General features: G+C 50.9%; 16 protein-coding genes. All 16 read left to right on the forward strand.

Annotation, left to right across the window (positions count from 1 at the left end; all coding sequences use genetic code 11):
• The first annotated feature begins 353 nt into the window (after positions 1-353).
• Positions 354-2,222: a serine hydrolase domain-containing protein gene (locus ACTQ3A_RS07945; protein WP_441494539.1), complete on the forward strand. Its 1,869-nt coding sequence runs from the start codon at positions 354-356 to the stop codon at positions 2,220-2,222.
• Between the two features lie 61 nt (positions 2,223-2,283).
• Entirely contained in the window at positions 2,284-3,258 is a 975-nt protein-coding gene (locus tag ACTQ3A_RS07950; protein ID WP_441099510.1) for a TAXI family TRAP transporter solute-binding subunit, read from the forward strand.
• A gap of 72 nt (positions 3,259-3,330) precedes the next feature.
• The gene (locus ACTQ3A_RS07955) at positions 3,331-5,316 is read left to right on the forward strand and encodes a TRAP transporter permease (RefSeq protein ID WP_441494540.1); all 1,986 of its coding nucleotides are present in this window, start codon (positions 3,331-3,333) and stop codon (positions 5,314-5,316) included.
• A gap of 60 nt (positions 5,317-5,376) precedes the next feature.
• On the forward strand, positions 5,377-5,976 hold the full coding sequence (locus ACTQ3A_RS07960) for an AAA family ATPase (RefSeq protein ID WP_441494541.1): 600 nt from the start codon (positions 5,377-5,379) through the stop codon (positions 5,974-5,976).
• Between the two features lie 197 nt (positions 5,977-6,173).
• Positions 6,174-6,455 (forward strand): hypothetical protein, encoded by a 282-nt coding sequence (locus tag ACTQ3A_RS07965; protein ID WP_441099513.1) that lies wholly within the window; start codon positions 6,174-6,176, stop codon positions 6,453-6,455.
• A gap of 110 nt (positions 6,456-6,565) precedes the next feature.
• A complete protein-coding gene (locus tag ACTQ3A_RS07970) occupies positions 6,566-6,739 on the forward strand; it encodes a hypothetical protein (RefSeq protein WP_441494542.1) in 174 nt (57 codons plus the stop codon).
• A gap of 17 nt (positions 6,740-6,756) precedes the next feature.
• Positions 6,757-7,461 carry a hypothetical protein gene (locus tag ACTQ3A_RS07975; RefSeq protein WP_441494543.1) on the forward strand — a complete coding sequence of 235 codons (705 nt, stop codon included), beginning with the start codon at positions 6,757-6,759 and terminating at the stop codon, positions 7,459-7,461.
• Positions 7,462-7,710: 249 nt separating this feature from the next.
• Entirely contained in the window at positions 7,711-10,128 is a 2,418-nt protein-coding gene (leuS, locus tag ACTQ3A_RS07980; RefSeq protein WP_441494544.1) for a leucine--tRNA ligase, read from the forward strand.
• A gap of 129 nt (positions 10,129-10,257) precedes the next feature.
• On the forward strand, positions 10,258-10,935 hold the full coding sequence (locus tag ACTQ3A_RS07985) for an endonuclease III domain-containing protein (RefSeq protein WP_441494545.1): 678 nt from the start codon (positions 10,258-10,260) through the stop codon (positions 10,933-10,935).
• Between the two features lie 286 nt (positions 10,936-11,221).
• Complete coding sequence (locus tag ACTQ3A_RS07990) at positions 11,222-11,968, forward strand: F0F1 ATP synthase subunit A (protein WP_441099626.1); 747 nt, start codon at positions 11,222-11,224, stop codon at positions 11,966-11,968.
• A gap of 196 nt (positions 11,969-12,164) precedes the next feature.
• A complete protein-coding gene (atpE, locus tag ACTQ3A_RS07995) occupies positions 12,165-12,377 on the forward strand; it encodes an ATP synthase F0 subunit C (protein ID WP_441099518.1) in 213 nt (70 codons plus the stop codon).
• Positions 12,378-12,561: 184 nt separating this feature from the next.
• Positions 12,562-13,047, forward strand: a complete 486-nt coding sequence (locus ACTQ3A_RS08000) for an ATP synthase F0 subunit B (protein ID WP_441099519.1) — start codon at positions 12,562-12,564, stop codon at positions 13,045-13,047.
• Positions 13,048-13,051: 4 nt separating this feature from the next.
• Positions 13,052-14,866 carry a F0F1 ATP synthase subunit alpha gene (gene atpA / locus ACTQ3A_RS08005; RefSeq protein ID WP_441494546.1) on the forward strand — a complete coding sequence of 605 codons (1,815 nt, stop codon included), beginning with the start codon at positions 13,052-13,054 and terminating at the stop codon, positions 14,864-14,866.
• 29 nt (positions 14,867-14,895) lie between these two features.
• Complete coding sequence (gene atpG, locus ACTQ3A_RS08010) at positions 14,896-15,885, forward strand: ATP synthase F1 subunit gamma (protein WP_441099521.1); 990 nt, start codon at positions 14,896-14,898, stop codon at positions 15,883-15,885.
• Positions 15,886-15,944: 59 nt separating this feature from the next.
• Positions 15,945-17,333, forward strand: a complete 1,389-nt coding sequence (atpD, locus tag ACTQ3A_RS08015) for a F0F1 ATP synthase subunit beta (protein WP_441099522.1) — start codon at positions 15,945-15,947, stop codon at positions 17,331-17,333.
• A gap of 90 nt (positions 17,334-17,423) precedes the next feature.
• The gene (gene atpC / locus ACTQ3A_RS08020) at positions 17,424-17,840 is read left to right on the forward strand and encodes an ATP synthase F1 subunit epsilon (protein WP_441099523.1); all 417 of its coding nucleotides are present in this window, start codon (positions 17,424-17,426) and stop codon (positions 17,838-17,840) included.
• Positions 17,841-17,904 lie beyond the last annotated feature (64 nt).

A 17,904-nucleotide genomic window follows, 5' to 3' on the forward strand; every position in this document is an offset into this window, starting at 1 on the left:
CGCACTCTCGCAATCCTACAGGTATTCGCGTTTTCGCCGTGTTTCACACGGCTTCACGCTCATACCTGTTGCCTTCGAAATCGCATCCAGTCTCTTACACACGCTTCGCGCCAGGCGACCTGTCTGCATTTTCGGTTACAGTGAGACGTACTGTATAAGCTACGGATTGCTCCGTGCTTCGCACTCTCGCAATCCTACAGGTATTCGCGTTTTCGCCGTGTTTCACACGGCTTCACGCTCATACCTGTTGCCTTCGAAATCGCATCCAGTCTCTTACACACGCTTCGCGCGTGACGATCCTGTCTGCGTTTTCGAAGAGCTTATACAGTACAGTATACATCATGGGGAGAGATATGGCAGAGTTCAGGTTTTCTTTTATTCAACTTTTCTTTCGGATTCTGGCGAGACAGACGGGGCAGATCGGCAAGATTGATTTTGTGCCGCAGAAGCCGCATTTTGAGGGTAAGCCTGTGGAGCAGCCTTTTGAGCGGGCGACTCCGGAATCGCAGGGGATTTCTTCGAATCATATCAGGGAGTATCTGATCTCTCTTCATGATGACCCGGAGGCGGCTATTCAGCAGGCCATGGTTATCCGTCACGGGAAGGTGATCTGTGAATGCAGCTTTGCGCCTTATCAGCGGGGCATGTGGCATGTGACCTATTCCATGTGCAAGACCTTCACCGGCATTGCGACGGGATTGGCGATCCATGAGGGACTGCTGACTCTGAACGAGGGATTGGATGAGATTTTTCCTTCCAATATTAAGCTCCTTAGCCGGTTCAGCCGCAAGCGGGTCACGGTGCGGGATCTTCTTCAGATGACAAGCGGGGTGGATTATTCGGAGTCTGGCGCATTGGATGGCAGCGACTGGTGTACGAATTTCATGTCAGCGGGATTTAAGTCGGATCCCGGAACAAAGTTTGATTATAATTCGATGAATTCCTTCATGCTTTCTGCGGCTATCCAGGTAAAAAGCGGACAGACTATGTTTGATTTTCTGAAGGACAGGATCTTTGATCCGATGGGAATCCGGGAGATTTTCTGGGAGAAAAGTCCGATGGGATACACGAAGGGCGGATGGGGCTGTTTCATCCGACCGGAGGATGCCTGCAAGATTGGTCAGCTTTTGTTGAACAAGGGCGAGTGGAATGGAAAACAGCTTGTGCCGAAGCATTGGGTAGAGGAGATGACCAGATCTCACGTGGATAACGGCAAGTTCGGCTATGGCTATCAGCTCTGGATGGAGGAGCGTCCGGGTGGATATGCCATGAACGGGCTGTTCGGGCAGGATGTCATCTGCTACCCGGATCTGGATATGATCCTCATGGTTAACGCGGGCAACAGAGAGCTGTTCCAGGAGGGCAATCTGACTGAAATTATGAGGCGGTACTGGGGCGCATCTTTTGTGGCTTCGGATGGTCCCCTGGCGGAGAATCCTGCGGCTCTTCGCAAGCTGATGAGTACCATTGCCGAGTACAGCGGATATGATACCTTCGGTGGTTCCGGTGTAGGAAGCGCGGTTCTTTCAGAGGCAGCGAAGCAGAATCTGGCAGAGATACCGGTGTATCATAAGAGGCGGAGGAGAAGAAAGGGCTGGGGTTTGTGGTCGAAAAAATCCACCGTGATGTCTCCTTCTGAGATGCTGGACGTTCTGGACGCACACACCTACGTGATGGAAAAAGGCAGAGCAGGTATTTTTCCACTGGTGTGCCAGGTAACGCACAATAACTACACGGACGGCATTCAAAAGATCGGATTTCAGAGGGTTGAGGATACGATGGTCATTCTTCTGTACGAGGGAGATGACGTTCATCATGTCAATGTGGGATTTGAGAGACCCGAGATCAGTGAGATTGTACTGCATGGAGAACCGTATTATATCGGAACCACCGGGCGGATTGCGACGGATGAGTACGATCACGTGGTTCTGCTTCTGGAAATCGCTTTTCTGGAAGAAGCCTGCACACGAAAAATCAATCTTTACTTTGACGGGGAGGATGTTCTGGCGCGTTTCTCGGAGACGCCGGGCGACGCGGTTATCGCGGATGCCATCCGTTACTCCGGCGAAGATCCGGATTTCCTGAAGCTTCCGTTTATACGCCAGTTTGTGGAGCAGGGAGGACGGGATCTTCTTGATGAGTCCCTGCAGGCGGCGATCCATCCCAGGGATATCGGTCATGTCATGTCGGCTGCGGATGAGAATTCCAGGGAGGGAATTTGACGTTTCATGGTCAATGTCATGGCCAGACAAGTGAACAAATAATTTGAGGGAGATTTATATCATGAGAAAACAAAAAGGATTCCGAATGCTGTGTGTGCTGCTTGTACTGGCTGTCTCGGTGAGCATGACAGGTTGCACACAGTATAAGGAGAGGATGATGTTCGGTACCGGAGGAACGGCAGGAACGTATTATTCGTACGGCGGTGTTCTGGCCCAATATATGAAGAATTACGCGAATGTCCGTGTTACAGCGGTTTCCACGGGCGGTTCCAAGGTGAATATCCAGAGCATCCAGGACGGAGATTTTCAGCTCGGCTTTACACAGTCGGATGTAATGTCATACGGCTGGGACGGTACGCGCGCGTTTGAGAAGGACGGCGGGACGCATTCCTTCCGTGTGCTCGGGGCGCTCTACGCGGAGACGGTTCAGCTGATTACCATGGATAAGGATATTCAAAGCGTATCGGATCTGAAGGGTAAGAGCGTATCTATCGGAGAAGCCGGATCCGGTGTGTATTTCAACGCGATTGATGTCCTTGCCGGTGCGGGACTTGACATCGACGATATCAAACCGCAGTATCAGTCTTTTGAGGATTCCAAGGAATCTCTCAAAGACGGCAAGATCGATGCCGCATTTATCGTGGCGGGCGCACCCACCTCGGCGATCACCGAGCTCGCGACGACCAACGGAGTGAACTTTGTGAATATTGACGGAGAGGTCCGGGATTCCATCATGGAGAAATGTCCGTATTATGAATCCTATTCTATTCCCGCCGGCACCTATCCGGGGCAGAAGAAGGATATTGATACAATTACCGTGCTTGCGACCGTGATCGTATCGGCATCCGCGGACGCGGACACGGTCTATGATCTGACCAGGGCAATATTCTCAAACGCGAAGGAAATCGCGAAGGAGAATGCGAGAGGCGAGGAGCTGAATCTGAAGACGGCGACAAGTATTACGACAGTCCCGTATCATGAGGGCGCTGCAAGATATTATAAAGAACAGGGCTACACCGTGAATACGGAAGAATAAGCTGAGACATGAAATGAACGAATATTCTCGCAGAATGCCTGTCTGTTCGATTCAAATGAGGAGGAGATAAGATTGAACGATTCAAAAGAAAAGATAAAGCCGGGAGCTTCCGGTGCGGAAGTAACGAACGGGGACGGTCAGAACGCCGTGAAGGACGATCTCGACGCGTTGATGCGGAAGTATGACCGGGAATCCAATACCAGGATATGGACCGGAAAACCGAAGATCATGATCACCGCAATTCTGGCGGCCTTTTCGATCTGGTGCATTTACGTAACTTTGTTTGCCACCTTTCTGGAGGAGATCCGTCTGACCTCTTTTCTTGGGTTGGTCATCCTGATGGGATTTCTGATCTATCCTTCGAAGAAGGGGATTCAGCGGGAAAATTACATGCCGTTGGGTGATATCATCTTCATGATTGCGGGTGCGGCATCATTCTTTTATTTTACGTTTTCCGCAAACACAATCATCAATCAGGGCACGCGGTTTCAGTGGTATCAGATCATCATCGGGATTGTCGGTATTGCCGCGCTTGTCGAGATTACAAGAAGGTGCGTGGGACTTCCGATTTTGATCGTCGCGGCGTTTTTTGTCATCTATGCATTGACTTACGGACTGACAAACCCTGATTTTTTCGGACGGCTGAAGTATCTGGTCCGGAATCTGTTTTATACCAAGGAAGGAATTTTTTCGACCCCGGTCAACGTATGCTCCAAGTACATCGTCGTGTTCATTATCTTCGGCGCGTTTCTGGAGCGGACCGGAATCTCTAATTTCTTTATTGATCTGGCAAACTGCGTGGCCGGAAGGTTTGCGGGAGGGCCGGCAAAGGTTGCGGTCATTTCCTCGGCACTCTGCGGCATGGTCTCCGGTTCGTCGGTCGGCAACACGGTGACCACTGGTTCCGTGACGATTCCGATGATGAAGAAGACCGGTTACCGTCCGGAATTTGCCGGAGCGGTAGAGGCCGCGGCCTCTACCGGAGGCCAGATTATGCCCCCGATCATGGGAGCAGCCGCGTTTCTGATGGCTGACTTTGTCGGAGTTCCATACTCGGATATCATCGGAAGAGCAGTTCTCCCGGCGATCCTGTATTTCATGGGCATTTTTATCTCGGTTCATCTGGAAGCCAAAAAACTGAATCTTCACGGCATTCCAAAGGAACAGCTTCCGCGCGCGGGCAAACTGATGAAGAAGATCTATCTGCTGCTCCCGCTGGTGATGCTCGTCATCTGGGTATCCGGAAACTTCATGACCATGCAGAAAGCGGCTTCTCTTGCCATTGTTCTTTCCATCGTGGTCAGCCTGTTCGACAGGGATAACCGGATCACTCCCCGGAAAATTATTGATGCGCTGGAGGCAGGAGGGCGGAGCACCATCACGGTGGCGGCTGCCTGCGGAGTTGCGGGAATCATTTCGGGATCGATCACGATGACGGGACTGGCGAATGATCTGATTAACGCGATTGTCGGAGTGGCCGGGAATAAACTGATCATCGCGCTTCTTCTGACCATGGTCTGCTGCATCATCCTGGGGATGGGCGTACCTACGACGGCAAACTACTGTATCATGGCGGCGACGACCGCACCGATTCTGATCCGGATGGGAGTACCGATTCTCGCGGCGCATTTCTTTGTGTTCTATTTTGGAATCGTAGCGGATATTACACCTCCGGTTGCGCTTGCCGCCTACGCGGGATCCGCGATCGCAAAGAGCAATCCGATGAAGACAGCGTTCAATGCCTCGAAGCTCGCGATTGCGGTGTTTATTGTACCCTATATGTTCTGCTACAATCCTGCCATGCTGCTGATTGATACTTCCGCGCTGACCGTCGTGCGGATCGCGATCACTGCGGCCATCGGCATCTTTGGCATTGCCGCATCATTCGAAGGGTATTGTTTTGCTGCTATGAATCCGGTGATGCGGGTGGTCATTGCGGCGGGTGGTCTGCTGCTGATTCATCCCGGCACGCTCACCGATGTGGCAGGTCTGTGTATCGTTGTGATTTGTCTGTTCATTCAGTACGGAAAGCGCAGAAAGACTGTCGCGGTTTCGTGATGTCCGGACCATTTTTAATTGACGCGGCCGGAGGATCCGGACCGCGCGGAAAGGAAAAATATGTCTGAGTTAAGATATCCTGTAATTACGATCAGCCGTCAGTATGCCGCATATGGACGCACCGTGGCGAAGGGACTGTCAGAGGCACTGGGAATCCCGTATTATGATAAGGATGTGGTCCGGAAAACAGCCGAGCAGAGCGGTTTTTCCGAGGAAGATATCAGGCGGGAGGGTGAGGATCTCAGCAGGGCAGGCAAGTTCATGAATGATCTGCTGAACAATGCTGCCTCCTATCCGAGTTCGCACGACAGAATCTTTGAGGCGCAGAAAGAGGTGGTCCTGAAGCTTGCGGAGGAACCCTGCATCATCGTCGGCAGATGCGCGGATCACATCCTGACAGAGGCCGGTATCCCGGCTTTCCGGGTATTTCTGTATGCGGATGAGGAGCACAGAATCCGCAGAGCCGCGGAACTTGAGGAGAACCGGGGCCTTGACGCGAAGAAGGCAGCATTCAGAAAGGAACAGCTTCGTGAGATCTATTACAAGACCTACACCGGGGTTGAGATGGGACACATTTCCAATTATAATATTTGTATTGATACGGGAGCTGTCGGTGTCAGGCAGTGTATTCAGATCCTCAGTGAGATCCTGAGAAAATAAAGCGTCTGTTGTCTGAAGTGCACTGGACATGGGAGCCGGAGATGAAGGCATCTGTTATCTGAAGCGCACCGGACATGGGAGCCGGAGATGAAGGCGTCTGTTATCTGAAGCGCACCGGACATGGGAGCCGGAGATGAAGGCGTCTGTTATCTGAAGCGCACCAGACATTACAGTCGGAGAGGAAGGGAGGAGAAGATATGAATTTTCAAATGAGTGATGATTTCTTTAATGAGTATGCGAATGAGTCGGACCGTGAACATGCGAAGCTGGTATGCGGAAGAGTCGCGGAGAGCGCGGCAGTCGTTCAGAAGCTGAACAAGTATAACCTCACGCTGCGCGATGTGGAGGTTCTGGAGCGAATGGCAAAGCATTTTGCAGCGCCGGACGCGGATTCCTTCATTATCTTTTGTGAGGGCTTTGCAAGAGGCAGAATGTACGAACAGGACAGAGAGAAAAACCAGACGGAGAATCAGGGCTGAATCTGCCGGACAAGAACTTTAGTAACGTCAACAGGTATGAGCATGGAGCGGTGCTTTGCACTTTTCCATGCTCATACCGGTTATCGGCACGGAAGCTTTGGAGCAGCAAAGTGACGCGGAAGCTTTGGAGCAGCAAGGTGACGGGGAAGCTGTGGAGCGAACGCCGCGCCAGACCGGCGAAGCCGGTCACCTGGAGGATTGCGGGGAGCGCGAAGCACGAGCAATCCGCAGCTTATACCGTATTTGGCGCCCCGCTTGCGGGGCATGGCGGTTTTGAACTGTGATTAAAGGAAGAAAGAAAATGGATGATTCGATTAGTGAGAACGCCAAGAGGCAGCTTCGGAAGGAGATCCCGGCATTAAAGGCGGAGATTCTGACACTTTACCGGAGCCTGGACCGGAAATTCGGCCTGCATGCGGCAGAAGTACCGATTGAATTCGGATTCGATGAAGAAAGACTTGGAGCTTATACACCGTCCGGGAATGGACAGGAGGAGAGCTTCTACTTTTCCCTTGTGTTTGTGGGATTTTTGAGCAGAGATTCCCTGCACAGGGAAGACAAACTGGATTTGTACAAACATGAGTATGCCCACTATATGCAGTTCCATATGGATATTCCGCAGGAATACCGGTTCCGGAGCGGTCTGCACGGAAGCGCCTGGAAATATTGCTGCTCGCTGGTCGGAGCGGCTCCAAGCGAGTATTACCGGTTCGGAAAGGGAAGAGAGAAGCATGACTATGAGAAGGCATTGAATAATCCGTGGAAAAATCCGCACACCGCGCTCCTCGATCTTACTCATCGGAAGAAGGAAGCAGAGGATAGCCGGAACCGGATGATCCGCTACCGGAAGGGTGATACGGTGGTCCATCCGAAGTTCGGATCCGGAACGATTGAGGATCTCGAACAGATGACGGGGTCCGTGCGTCTGACCATTCGCTTTCCGGATGCGGTGCGTAAAATCGATCAGAAGTGGCTTCTTCGCTCGAACTATAAAAAAAGAAGCTGAAGCTTTCAAGAATGGTTGGAGCAATGTTTCTTTCAAGAATGGTTGGTGCAATGTTTAAAGAGCAGAGGGGTACAGCTTTTTCTGACTATTGTGTCAGGACTTTCCGGTTTTTCCGGCTGTGCGCAGACAAATGCCTGTTAAGAGTTGACACCAAGGTGGAAAATGGGACATAATAAAAAGAATTACGCGTAAAACAGACGTGGCAGTATGATGAGGCCGCGCATTTTATCAGAGAAGAAGGTGCAGAAGATGAAATACGATTTTAATACCGTTGAGCCGAAATGGCAGAAGGCATGGGAGGAAAATGACGCTTTCAAGGCGGTCGATTTTTCTGATAAGCCGAAGTGGTACGGGCTGGTGGAATTCCCTTACCCGTCAGGAGCAGGCATGCATGTCGGACACATTAAGGCATACTCCAGCATTGAGGTTATCTCCCGGAAGAAGAGAATGCAGGGCTATAATGTTCTCTTCCCGATCGGATTCGATTCGTTCGGCCTTCCGGCGGAGAACTACGCGATAAAGACGAACACGCATCCTCATGACATCACAGAGAAAAACATTGCCCATTTCTCCGATCAGCTCCGCAAGGTCGGATTTTCCTTCGACTGGAGCCGCGTGATCGCCACCTCACATAAGGACTACTATAAATGGACCCAGTGGATCTTCGAAAAATTATTCGAGCACGGACTGGTATTCCGCTCCAAGACACTGGTCAACTACTGTCCGCACTGCAAGGTTGTTCTGTCCAATGAGGATTCTCAGGGAGGTAAATGTGACATCTGCCACAGCGAGGTTGTACAGCTCCCGAAGGATGTATGGTTCCTCCGGATCACCGATTATGCGGACAAACTTCTGGAAGGTCTGAATCATGTGGACTATCCGGAAAGCATCAAGCAGCAGGAGATTGCCTGGATTGGAAAATCCACAGGAGCGTTTGTGAACTTCCGTCTTGCCGGAACCGATGAGAAGCTCGAGATTTATACTACGCGGTGCGATACCTTGTACGGCGTAACCTTCATGGTGGTGGCGCCGGAGCACCCGGTTCTCGACAAATATAAGAATAGAATCCGCAACTGGGACGCGGTCGAGGAGTATCGCAGAGAAAGCGCAAAGAAGACGGAATTCGAGCGTACCCAGCTGGTAAAGGACAAGACAGGTGTGAAGATCGACGGACTGACGGCAGTCAATCCGATTACCGGCAAGGAAATTCCGCTCTTCATCGCCGACTATGTCATGATGGGATACGGAACAGGAGCGATCATGGCTGTTCCGGCGCATGATCAGCGTGACTATGATTTCGCAAAGAAGTTCGGAATGGACATTGTGCAGGTCATCAAGGGAGGAGACATCTCAAAGGAAGCCTATACCGGAGACGGAGAGATGATCAATTCCGGATTCCTGAACGGCTTTACCAATAAGAAGGATTCCATTGAAGCGATGCTGAAGCATATCGAGGAAGAGGGAATCGGGCACAAGGGCGTTCAGTACAAGATGAAGGACTGGGCGTTCAATCGTCAGCGGTACTGGGGCGAGCCGATCCCGCTGATTCACTGTCCGAAGTGCGGCACCGTTGCCGTTCCGGAGGATGAGCTTCCTCTGGAGCTTCCGCCGGTCAAGAATTTTGAACCGGGTACCGACGGGCAGTCCCCTCTGGCCAAGATCGACAGCTTTGTAAACTGCACCTGCCCGAAGTGTGGCGGACCGGCAAAGCGCGAGACCGATACGATGCCGCAGTGGGCAGGATCTTCCTGGTATTTCCTTCGTTTCTGTGATCCGCACAATGACAAGGCATTTGCTGACCGGAAGAAGCTGGAATATTGGATGCCTGTCGATCAGTATAACGGAGGTATGGAGCATGTGACGCGTCATCTGCTTTACTCCAGATTCTGGCACAGATTCCTGTATGATATCGGTGAGGTGAACACACCGGAGCCGTACGCAAAAAGAACCTATCAGGGAATGATTCTCGGCGCGGACGGCGAGAAGATGTCCAAATCCAAGGGAAATGTCATTGATCCGCTGGATATCGTAAAGCTTTACGGGGCGGATACGCTTCGCACCTATGTCATGTTCATGGGAGATTATCAGAGCGCTGCTCCGTGGAGTGACGAGGCGGTTCGCGGCTGTAAGAGATTTCTTGACCGTGTGGCGGGACTTACGGATATCATGACCGCGGAAAAGGAAGATCCAAAGCTGGAGAACAGCCTTCACAAGACGATCCGTAAGGTTACGGAAGATATTGACAACATGAAGTTCAACACCGCCATTGCGGCGATGATGTCGCTGATCAATGAATTCTATAAGGCGGGGGGCATCACAAAGGATGACCTGATCACCTTCATCAAGCTGCTTTCCCCGTTCGCGCCGCACATTACCGAAGAGATCTGGCAGTATATCGGAATGAACCCGGACGGCAAAACCTTTATCACCCTCTCCTCCTGGCCGGAATACAGCGAGGAGAAGGCGAAGGATTCTGTCATCGAGCTTGGCGTTCAGGTCAACGGAAAGGTGAGAGGAACCGTACAGCTTGCGGCGGATATCAGCAGGGAGGACGCTCTTGCGGCCGCCAAGGCTGAGCCGAATGTGGCAAAATTCCTGGAGGGCGCCACAATTGTCAAGGAAGTATACGTTCCCGGCAGAATCATAAACTTTGTAATCCGCAAATAACCGGCAATCATCAGGAGCAGGTGTCTCACCTGCTTTTCAGAACAGGACAGACAACTTGTATCCCACAAAATTGCTTCTCATCATGGGAACAGGTGTCTCATCCGCTTTTCAGAACAGGACAGATAACGTATGGTGAAGAAGGAAACGGACGATCCGGAGCTTGAACAGAAGAAAAAGCTGGCGCTGGAGGTGATCCGGCGTCTGAAGAAAGAATATCCGGACGCTCATTGCACGCTGGCATATGAGGATGCCTGGCAGCTGTTGGTAAGTGTCCGGTTGGCAGCACAGTGTACAGATAAGCGGGTAGATATGATCACGCCGAAGCTCTTTGCAAAGTTTCCGTCGGTTGCAGCTCTGGCAGCTGCCGAACCGGCGGAGATCGAAGAAATTGTCAGACCCTGCGGCCTGGGGCCGAGCAAGGCCAGAGATATCTCCGGCTGCATGCGGATGCTGCACGAACAATATCATGATCGTGTCCCGGATACGATGGGGGAGCTTCTGAAGCTCCCCGGTGTAGGAAGAAAGAGTGCCAATCTGGTGATGGGAGACGTCTTCGGAAAGCCTGCCATCGTCACAGATACACACTGCATCCGCCTCTGCAATCTGATCGGTCTTGTGGACAATATCAGAGAGCCGGCAAAGGTCGAGAGAGAACTGTGGAAAATCATTCCTCCGGAGGAAGGCAGCGATCTCTGTCACAGATTCGTCAATCACGGACGGGCAGTCTGCGTCGCAAGGCATCCGAAGTGCGGGATCTGCTGTCTGAAGGATATCTGCAGATACGGCAGCTCCGAAGCCGCACAGTGACACCTGTCTACTTTTGACCGTAATAAGCGTCGATTTGACTATAAGTCAGCTGTTGTAATTATTGACTATCGTAAATGAAAGTGATAAAAAAATAATAAAGTAATCACTTGCAATCAGAGCCATCTTGCTTGACTGTAAAATTGCCGGTGATTATTTTTATGCGCGCATACTGCGCGATACCCCGGAAACGGGGAGCAACAAAATGTATCAGCTGCGGAATGCCTCGCTGGGTTTACCCTGAATGCTTCAGCAGTAACACGTTAGAAAGAAGGTGGTGAAAATGAGTATGGCACAGAAGCTTGTGGAAGATCTTAAGGTCCAGGACGCATTTGTGATCCCTGTCTTCGGGGGTATACATATTGCTGAATCCGTTGTGGTTTCCTGGATCGTCATGGGTATTCTTTTAGCACTTGCACTCTGGCTGACTCATGGAATGAAAGTTCGGAACCCGGGGAAGAGACAGGTTGCGGTTGAAGCATTTGTAACCTGGCTGGAGAAGACGATCAAGGGTATGCTCGGTCCCGACGCGGGAGAGTATGCGGAATATCTGATGACGGTCATCATGTTTATCGGTCTTTCCAACATTATAGGACTTCTTGGAATGAAGCCTCCGACGAAGGATCTGGATGTGACGGCTGCACTTGCCATAATGAGCATTGTGCTGATTGAGGCGGCAGGTATTAAGCGGAAGGGCGTTCTGGGATGGCTGAAGAGTTTCACACAGCCGGTCGGAATTGTTACACCGATTAATATCCTGGAGGTATTTATCCGTCCGCTTTCACTTTGCATGCGACTTTTTGGTAACGTACTCGGATCCTATGTCATCATGACATTGATCGAAAATCTGATTCCGGTAGGAGTTCCACTTATCTTCAGTTTCTACTTTGATATCTTCGATGGAATGATTCAGGCATACGTATTCGTATTCCTTACCTCACTGTTTATCGCTGAGGCGGCAGAAATCACTCCGGAAGAACCGAAGAAGAAAAAGACCAGAAAGAGAAAAAAGAAAGCTGTTGCCGTTGCCGCGTAAGCTGTTCCGGCGAGAACGCAGATCGCGGTCAGATGTATTCACTGGTCACAATCATTTACATAGTCAATTATTTAAAGTCAACGTTCAATCCATTATTTTTACGGATAGAATCCGTGTATGAATTCCCGGGATGCTCCGGGGAGTATTGAGAAGAATTTCCGGTCTTATGCCGGAAGATTACAGGAGGAAAGAAAAAATGACAGCACTTGGAGCAGGAATTGCAGCACTCGCTTGTATCGGCGCAGGACTTGGAATCGGTATCGCAACCGGACATGCAACAGACGCTATCGCAAAGCAGCCGGAAGCTGACAACAAAATCATGAGAAACCTTCTTCTCGGATCCGCACTTGCAGAGGCAACCGCTATTTACGGTTTTGTACTGGGTCTGATGATTCTGTTTGTAGCATAAGCCATATCGGAAAATGCTTCGTTTATTCTGAAACGAGATAAAACACGCTGCGCGAGTTTTATCCCGCTATCGCGACGCTCGCCGCACACGAATACTTCGCATTCGGCTGCGGCTCACTGTTCGCGTAAATAAATTTCAGTGACAATGATTTCGTATCAGAGTACGGAACAACTTAGGAGAAGACATGTTACGTTTTGATTTAAATGTTTTATGGACGGTCATCGATCTTCTGATTCTGTATTTCCTTCTTAAAAAGTTCCTTTTTGGAAGAGTACACAAGATCCTCGATCAGAGAGCAAAAGACATTGAGAAGTCCTACACGGACGCAGAAAAGGCACAGAATGATGCCAATGCTCTCAAGACACAGTATGAGGATACAATCAAGAGCATTGATGATGAGAAAAAGAAAGCTGCTGATGAGGCAAGAGCAAAGGCAAACGTGGAATACGACCGTATTGTCGATTCGGCCAAAGCAGACGCTGACAAGATCATTAATGATGCCAGAGCCAAAGCAGCTGCAGAGACGACAGACCAGAAGCACAAAGCTGAGGAAGACATTGTTGAGATGGTTAAGGATGCCGCTGCCAGAATCGCAGAGGCTGAGGATGACGATAAGATGTATGATGCCTTCCTGAAGAAGGTCTCAGCGAATAAAGATAAGAAAGACTGACACTATGAGTGAGAACAAAACAATAAAGTTGGACGAGAACGGAAAGCTTCATGCGGTTCTTCGCTGTGTAACCGAGCCGAGCGAAGAGCAGAGACAGAAATTCGTTCAGTTTCTGAAAAACAAGTATGAGCTTGAAGACACGGATCAGGTAAATCTTGAGATCGTTCAGGATCCGGATGTACACGGTGGTTTCATTCTCGACATCGGAAGCGATGAGTACGACTGGAGTACCCGCGGAAGAGAGAGACAGTTCGAAAATCAGATCAATGATGCCAGAGCCAGAGCTGCGAGAGAAAAAAGCCAGGAAGGCATCATGGAGATCATGCGTGCTGCCGTGGAACAGTTCCATCTTGAGGCGGAACAGTCGGAAGTCGGTCATGTTCTGACGGCCGGCGACGGAATTGTAACCATCACAGGTCTGGATCATGTGCAGTACGGAGAGATTCTGGTCTTTGAAAACGGCGTAAAAGGAATGGTTCAGAATATCGGTGAGGACGGAATCGGTGCGATTCTGTTTGATGCCGAGGGCAGCATCGGTGAGGGAACCCGTGTGACCGGTACCGGCAAGCGCGCAGGTATTGCATGCGGCGACGGATATCTCGGCCGTGTCATTGACGCGCTGGGCAATCCCATTGACGGCGGAGCACCGGTAAAGGGTGACGAGTACCGCGCGATTGAACAGCCGGCGCCCGGAATCATTGACCGTCAGCCGGTTACGGTTCCTCTGGAGACCGGTATCCTTGCCATTGACTCCATGTTTCCTATCGGCCGCGGACAGCGAGAACTGATCATCGGTGACCGTCAGACCGGTAAGACATCCATCGCTATGGATGCCGTCCTGAACCAGAAGGGGAAGGACTGCTACTGCGTCTATGTCGCAATCGGACAGAAGGCATCTACAGTAGCCAGCATTGTAAACACACTGAAGAAAAATGACGCGATGTCCTATTCGATTGTAGTGGCATCCACCGCTGCAGATCCGGCACCGCTTCAGTACATCGCGCCTTATGCCGCGACATCCATTGCCGAATACTTCATGCACAGAGGCAAGGATGTTCTGATCATCTATGATGATCTGAGCAAGCATGCCGTTGCATATCGTACGCTGTCACTGCTTCTCGGAAGATCTCCGGGACGTGAGGCTTACCCGGGTGATGTATTCTATCTGCATTCCAGACTTCTTGAGAGATCCTCAAGGCTGTCAGAAAATCTGGGCGGAGGTTCCATCACCGCGCTGCCGATTATTGAGACACAGGACGGCGATGTATCCGCATACATTCCGACCAATGTTATCTCCATCACAGACGGACAGATTTTCCTGGAGTCCGATCTGTTCTTCGAGGGACAGAGACCGGCCGTTAACGTCGGACTTTCCGTATCCCGTGTAGGAGGAGCAGCTCAGACCAAGGCAATGAAGAAGGCTGCGGGTTCCCTGCGTATCGATCTGGCACAGTTCCGTGAGATGCAGGTGTTCACCCAGTTTAGTTCAGATCTGGATGAAGCAACGCAGAATCAGCTGAAACAGGGAAATGTTCTGATGGAGCTGCTGAAGCAGCCGCTTGGTCATCCGCTTTCAACAGCAGATCAGGTTATTACTCTCTGCGTTGCCGAGCATAAGAAGATGATCAATGTTCCGGTTAAGAATGTGAAAGCTTACCAGAAGGAGATGCTTGCTTTCTTCGCCGATAAGTATTCGGATATCGTCGAGGAGATCAACAAAAAGGGACAGCTTCCGGATGAACTTACCGAGAGAATCCTGGCAGCAGCGGATGAGTTTGGCGCGGAATACGCGGAAGCGCATAAGACAAAGAACGCATAAGCTCAGCCGGAAATTGAAGAAGGAAAAATATGTCAGCAACACGTGAAATCAAGGAAAGAATTGATAGCGTCAATAATACACTGAAGATTACGAACGCTATGTATATGATTTCTTCTACGAAAATGAATAACGCGCGGAAAGCGCTGGCAAATACCGAACCGTATTTTTATGCGCTGCAGGACATGTTCGGACGGGTGCTGCGTCACCTTCCGGACGGCTACAGCCATCCGTATCTGGATGAGCGTGAGGTTACTTCGAAAAGCGATCTCCGCAGGGCGATTATCTGTGTGACCGCAGATAAGGGACTTGCAGGTGCATATAACCATAATGTACTGAAGCTGACAGAGGAGAAGCTGAGACCCGCGAACAATGACATGCTATATGTCGTCGGAGAGGTCGGCCGTCAGTATTTTGCAAATCACAATGTAAATGTAGACGGCGCCTTTCATTATACCGCCCAGAAACCGACACTTTCCAGGGCAAGGTCGATCGCATATCAGATGCTTGATCTGTTCGAGCGCAAAGAAGTTGATGAGGTATATATCATTTACACCAGAATGAAGAACTCCATGGAAACCGAGACGGAGATCCGGCAGCTTCTGCCGCTGATCCGTCTGAATGAGGAGTTTTTCAAACAGAATATGACAAAACTGAGTGGTGTGTATCAGGAGACCTTCGACATGGAACCGGGGCCGGATCTTCTTCTGAACAACATCATCCCGGACTTTATCAACGGATATATATACAGTGCACTTGTGGAATCTTACTGTGCGGAGCACAGCTCCCGTATGCAGGCGATGGACGCGGCCAATAAAAACGGCAGCGAACTGGTCCAGGAGCTGAGCATTCAGTACAACCGGGAGCGTCAGGCTCAGATCACACAGGAGATTACGGAGGTTTGCGCAGGCGCGAAGGCACGTGCGCTGCAGCAGAAGAAACATAAGAAGAAAGACATGCCGAAGTTTGAAAACCAGCAGGGAGAGGATCTCGATACTTTCCAGGCCGGCGCGCTTCATTGAGCTTGTAACGCCCTGCCTTAAGGGGCAGGGGCGTTGACACAATAGAAAGGACATGACACATGCAAATCGGAAAAATTGTCCAGGTCATGGGTCCTGTTGTCGATGTCGCATTTGAGGATCTTCCTCTTCCGAAAATCAAGACAGCGCTGCAGGTTGACAACCATGGCGAGAAGGCAATCATGGAGGTACAGCAGCATATCGGTGATGATATGGTCCGCTGTATCATGCTTTCTGCCAGTGAAGGCTTACAGAAAGATATGCCTGTGATCTCACTGGGAACCGGAATCGAAGTTCCGGTCGGCGAGAAGAATCTGGGACGTCTGTTCAATGTGCTTGGCGATACTATCGACGGCGGCGAACAGCTCAGAGATTCTGAACAGTGGGAGATTCACAGAAAGCCACCGAAATTTACAGATCAGAAACCGGTACAGGAGATCCTGGAGACCGGAATCAAGGTTATTGACCTGATCGCGCCCTACGCAAAGGGTGGTAAGGTCGGACTGTTCGGAGGCGCCGGAGTAGGTAAGACCGTCCTGATTCAGGAGCTGATCCGCAACATCGCGACGGAGCACGGCGGTTATTCGATCTTCACCGGTGTCGGAGAAAGATCCCGTGAAGGAAATGACCTCTGGAGCGAGATGACAGAGTCCGGAGTTATCAAGAATACCGCCCTGGTATTCGGACAGATGAACGAGCCCCCGGGGGCACGTATGCGTGTTGCGGAGACGGGGCTTACAATGGCCGAGTATTTCCGTGATGTTCAGAAAAAAGACGTTCTTCTGTTCATCGATAACATCTTCCGTTTCGTACAGGCCGGTTCCGAGGTATCTTCTCTGCTTGGACGTATGCCGTCTGCTGTAGGATATCAGCCGACCCTGGCAAATGAAATGGGTGAGCTTCAGGAGAGAATCGCTTCCACGACAAACGGATCCATCACATCTGTGCAGGCAGTATATGTACCTGCTGATGACCTGACAGACCCAGCGCCTGCTACAACCTTTGCTCATCTGGATGCAACGACCGTTCTTTCCCGAAAGATTGTAGAGCAGGGTATTTATCCTGCTGTTGATCCGCTGGAGTCTTCCTCCAGAATCCTGGAAGAGGATATTGTCGGGAAGGAGCATTACGAGACTGCACAGTCCGTGCTCCAGTATCTGCAGAAGTACAAAGAGCTTCAGGATATCATCGCCATCCTTGGTATGGAAGAGCTTTCTGATGAGGACAAGACCGTCGTATATCGTGCCCGTAAGATCAGAAACTTCCTGTCACAGCCGTTCCACGTAGCGGAGCAGTTCACCGGAATCCCCGGAAAGTATGTTCCTCTCGAGGACACCATCAAGGGCTTCCAGGCAATCCTGAACGGAGAAATGGACGATTATCCGGAGAATGCGTTCTTCAACTGCGGCGGCATCGAGGATGTCGCGGAGCATGCAAAGAAGGAAGCATAAGAGAATCCGGCACATGCATCAGCAGGCAGAGGGAGGCGGAAGTTCCGCGCCCGCTCCGCTGATGCGTCAGGAATAAGATTGAGGTGTAATATGGCAGAAGCCAAATATTATCTCAGAGTCATCGCATCGGATAAAGCCTTTTACGGCGGTTACGTTACAAGTCTGAAGGTTCCCACCATTGACGGGAGGGAAGGTTTCCTTGCGCACCATTCGCAGATTATGCTTGCGATCGTGCCCGGGGAGATTGATTTTACGACGGCAGACGGCAATAAGGTAACGGCTGTCTGCGGTAATGGCTCCATGATTTTCGCAAATAACCGCGCAACGATCCTGGTTGACACCTGCGAGTCCCCGGATGAGGTCGACAAGCGGCGTGCCGAGGAGGCGCTGGAGCGGGCGAAGGAGCGTCTGCGTCAGAAGCAGAGTCTGCGTGAATACAAGATGACACAGGCTTCCATGGCGCGTGCTCTTTCACGTCTGAAATTTAAGGACAAGTATATCAACTGATCATGGAACCGCGACGGGTAACCGGTGCGGTACCGGGAAACAAAACAGATATATGATATCGCAT

The sequence above is a fragment of the Bilifractor sp. LCP21S3_F8 genome (assembly GCF_052117805.1).
Taxonomy (GTDB): domain Bacteria; phylum Bacillota; class Clostridia; order Lachnospirales; family Lachnospiraceae; genus Bilifractor.